Annotated in this window: 4 protein-coding genes; 2 read left to right on the top strand and 2 right to left on the bottom strand. The window is 49.1% G+C overall.

From position 1 onward, the window contains the following. Positions 1–740 precede the first annotated feature (740 nt). On the top strand, positions 741–1013 hold the full coding sequence (locus tag HLH29_RS20075) for a DUF2188 domain-containing protein (RefSeq protein ID WP_408871996.1): 273 nt from the start codon (positions 741–743) through the stop codon (positions 1011–1013). 62 nt (positions 1014–1075) lie between these two features. Then, positions 1076–1459 (top strand): hypothetical protein, encoded by a 384-nt coding sequence (locus HLH29_RS19080; RefSeq protein WP_182968949.1) that lies wholly within the window; start codon positions 1076–1078, stop codon positions 1457–1459. Positions 1460–1605: 146 nt separating this feature from the next. On the opposite strand, the gene HLH29_RS19075 is transcribed toward HLH29_RS19080, so the two are convergent. Then, positions 1606–1938 carry a hypothetical protein gene (locus tag HLH29_RS19075; protein ID WP_182968948.1) on the bottom strand — a complete coding sequence of 111 codons (333 nt, stop codon included), beginning with the start codon at positions 1936–1938 and terminating at the stop codon, positions 1606–1608. Positions 1939–1957: 19 nt separating this feature from the next. After that, a complete protein-coding gene (locus HLH29_RS19070) occupies positions 1958–3352 on the bottom strand; it encodes a DEAD/DEAH box helicase family protein (RefSeq protein WP_182968947.1) in 1395 nt (464 codons plus the stop codon). Positions 3353–3465 lie beyond the last annotated feature (113 nt).

Raw genomic sequence — 3465 nt, 5'->3', positions numbered from 1 at the left:
CCAGAACCTGGTCCAGAACATCGTCAGGGATCACCGGCTTCTTGCGTCGGGCCATGATGCTTCTCCTTCCTCAGCATCACACCAAACACACGAAATTCAGGATAGGCCCCCTTCTTCAACAAGCCCTCGAGGCATGAACGCATCAAAGCAGCGCCAGCCCGTGGTGAATGTGGAGCTACAGCACAAGCCTCGATAAAGTCGGCCAAGCATTCAGCTGGTAGGTCAGCGGGAGGTTGAAATGCCATGGGTTCGGGAAACGCCAGCCGACCAAACATCCAGACAGCCATTTGCCGACATGTCATACATGACGACAGTAAAATCGGAACTACGTGGTAGCCTTGAGCGAGTCCTGATAATGATCCGGGTTTTGAAATTATTTTATCAGACGGGTCAAGATTTGAAATATATGCGGACCTGTGGGAACTTAGTAGCCCCTGACTGATAGGGATTCCATGACATATATACCAAGACTGATGGCTCCTTGTTCCGCAACTAGGATACGGACAGACAAAGGAGTTGGTTAAAAGTCGGCTGTCGATTGACATACTTGGAAAGCCCCTTCGAAAGGACCTCTATACTCGCTCTAGCTGGGCAGGTTGGCAAGCATCGCATGTCCGCATAGGAGTTATCGCGGGCTGGCAGAATAGTCACAGGGTTTACATGTGCGGACAAGGGGGAGGCGCACTACCGGCCATTCCGACACATCATATAGTACTTGAAATCCGCTTTCGGCGCGAGATATGGTGTCGTTCGAGCGATGTGCTACCATATGTCGTGGAGCGACGCCTCATAGGAAATCTGCCATGACGCATAAAGATGACCTTTTTGTCGAGCAGCGTTCTCAAGGTGATTACGCTGTAAGGCGTCCCAACTCAGAGCGGGCGAGCCATGTCGCATCGACCCAGCGCGAGGCCATTGATTGGGCAAATGAACACGCCCACGGCGGCGCTGTCCGTATCGAACGTGTTCGGAGGACTTCCAAAGGAGTGCCTGACCATTGGCGGACCGAGTGAGTTTCTAATCATTAGCAGGGAGTGGTAGTCGCCACTCCCTTTTTGTATGAAGAGAGGCTCTTATGAAGCTGGTGACTTTGGCTAATATTCAGTTCAATAGGATCGGGACGTTAGGTCCTGGCAGAGGTGGATTCCCCTCATATGTTAGCTCTGGAGACGATAGGCGGATAACGGTGTGTGTAGAACTCGAAAACTCTACCTCCGCCGCTGTCTTAGAAAAGGTTAAAGAAATAGCCATCCAAAAAGGAGAGCATGAACAAGATCTGAGACGTTTGGGGCAGCAGAGAGACTATGGCGCAGATAGCGGTGGAATGTCTTTCAAAGAAGACCTTGATGTCTGGGGCACTCAATACTCCAGCACGTATGCAGACTGCGAGGTCTTTCCTGCCTTTGAGATAGATGGCCGGTATTTTCGCTTACAGGAAGTTCAGAAGTCTGATTTATAGCTTCGGCGCTATCTATTTGGGCACCCATTCTGTTCCCAATAAGCCATCATCTTCTCTTTGAAGATGAATGGCCTTGTTGAGGTGGGCGGGCTTTGAAAAAGCCTCACCACAGTTCCTACAACGTCTCAGATAGCCGTCACTTTTCATCAGACCTTCACCTCGTATTCTGTTCGTTGCCCTGTACCGAATGGTCCAATGGCGTGTGTGACAACAAGGGCATTTTTTGCCGCGCTTCGATAGAACATCCAACTCTCATCACCGATTGAGAAGATTGGACCTCCATCATACCATATGTTCATCTTCTCTGTGACTTGGTGGGGTTCATAGTACTTCGTGAAAACCGCTTTTCGTTCCTCGTATGTGAAGAGTTGCGAGGCAGGTATCTTGTCTATTTCATCACGAAATGGCTTGTCGTGCGTTTCGACGAAGTCCTTGAATTTATCAAGGCAGCGTGGGTCATTTTTGAGTCTCGGGTTCATTTTTGTTCCTTTCTGTTATTCAAGCTGCTCGTCTTCTCTCACGCTGACGTCTCATGCGTTCACGTGCCTGGTCTCGTTCTGCCTCTTTCTTCGCTTCATTGGTCGCATATTTTGGCTTTGGTCCTCTCTTCTCGGGTGTCTTTACGGTCAAGGCGGGTGTCATCTGCGATACGGTAATCGATGTGTTTTTGAACAATGTCTCGAGGTAGTCGGCAGTCATCTTATCCAGAACCGTCACTGTTATGTCTCGGTTCAAACGGATTGCGCTCCTGGTCATTTCCTGAGCGATCATCGAACCATGCCTGCCTCGGTCTGCTTCCTCTTGGCTGATTCCTATTGCCTTGTAGAGCTTGTTCTCGTTTGGTGCGCATCGAAAGTTATTCATCAGCACAACAGATTTGATGGCGGTCCATTCGGGCTTGTTCAGACCATGAACGACGGCAGGTATCTCTTCCCATTCCGAGGGGGCGTGAAAGTCATACGTGCGACCCGTGGAATCGGGTAGATTCCAACGATAGAGAGATTTCTCCTTAATCTGCTCTTTCACGTGACTGGCTATCTTAGGCGCATAATCTTGCGTCTGGATCTTGCTGTTACCCCATGATCCACCGAGTATGTATTTGACATCGACATGGGCACCGTAGCGGGTGAAACGGAGATGTCCGGCGAGGTCTGATTCGGTGAACTCAACTTCGAAATATCGACTATAGATTAGGCCCATTATCGACTGTTCGATACCAAATCCTAAAACGAGGCATTCTCTGGCTCTTTTGAAAAAGTCAGGCTTCAAAATGACAGCAAAGAATATCTGTGGCGTCGTCTCATCGGAAAAGCTCTCTACCGACGCGCGCAAAGCAATCACTTCGTAGGCATTCGATTCCATGCGATCAAATAGGTCCTTGAACGCACGCAGGTAAACCGAATCCGTGCGGTCCAGGCTCTTCATCTTGGAACTAAGTCTGGGCAACATCAGTTCTACGTTCGTGGGATGGTCGTCGAATACGATATAGCGTTCGCAGAAAGCGCGTGATGCCGCATCGGTGTATTTCTCTGTCATGATTTCAACCGCCTTGATCTCTTCGTCAACAACCATGAAATCACATGAGATTTGGTATTCTTCGATCCACTGAACCGATGAACTGGTGATCATTAGAATACTATTCTGGCCACGATCAAAGCGGTGCGCTTTGATGGCTTCCGCGACGTTCTGGGTGTTGTAGGTATGTATGACGTTGATCTGATGATTCGGAATACCTTTGTCGATCATGCGTTGCTTGATATCTTCTAGCAGGTCCGTGGTTGGTGAGACCCATATAATATGGTTGAATCTCGAACCAAGGTTCTGAGCGATGTGCTCGATTGCCGCTTCGGTTTTCCCGGAAGCGGGTAATGCGTTCAATGTTTTGATTTTCATATCTAGGGCCTGTTAGATCTTGTAGGTTATTCCTATATATGAGGAATGAGTGAAAGCAATGCGACACAGATTTTCACCGACGAAGCGTGGGCGGTTTGGGAGCCACTGATCGA

Source organism: Gluconacetobacter tumulicola (genome assembly GCF_014174215.1).
GTDB classification, from domain to species: domain Bacteria; phylum Pseudomonadota; class Alphaproteobacteria; order Acetobacterales; family Acetobacteraceae; genus Gluconacetobacter; species Gluconacetobacter tumulicola.
This window is presented reverse-complemented; position numbering and strand designations above follow the sequence as displayed.

What these genes read in the sequence shown, in the direction of transcription:
- HLH29_RS20075 (WP_408871996.1), top strand. Translation starts at nt 741, where the DNA reads ATGGTGTCGTTCGAGCGATGTGCTACCATATGTCGTGGAGCGACGCCT.
- HLH29_RS19080 (WP_182968949.1), top strand. Translation starts at nt 1,076, where the DNA reads ATGAAGCTGGTGACTTTGGCTAATATTCAGTTCAATAGGATCGGGACG.
- HLH29_RS19075 (WP_182968948.1), bottom strand. Translation starts at nt 1,938, where the DNA reads ATGAACCCGAGACTCAAAAATGACCCACGCTGCCTTGATAAATTCAAG.
- HLH29_RS19070 (WP_182968947.1), bottom strand. Translation starts at nt 3,352, where the DNA reads ATGAAAATCAAAACATTGAACGCATTACCCGCTTCCGGGAAAACCGAA.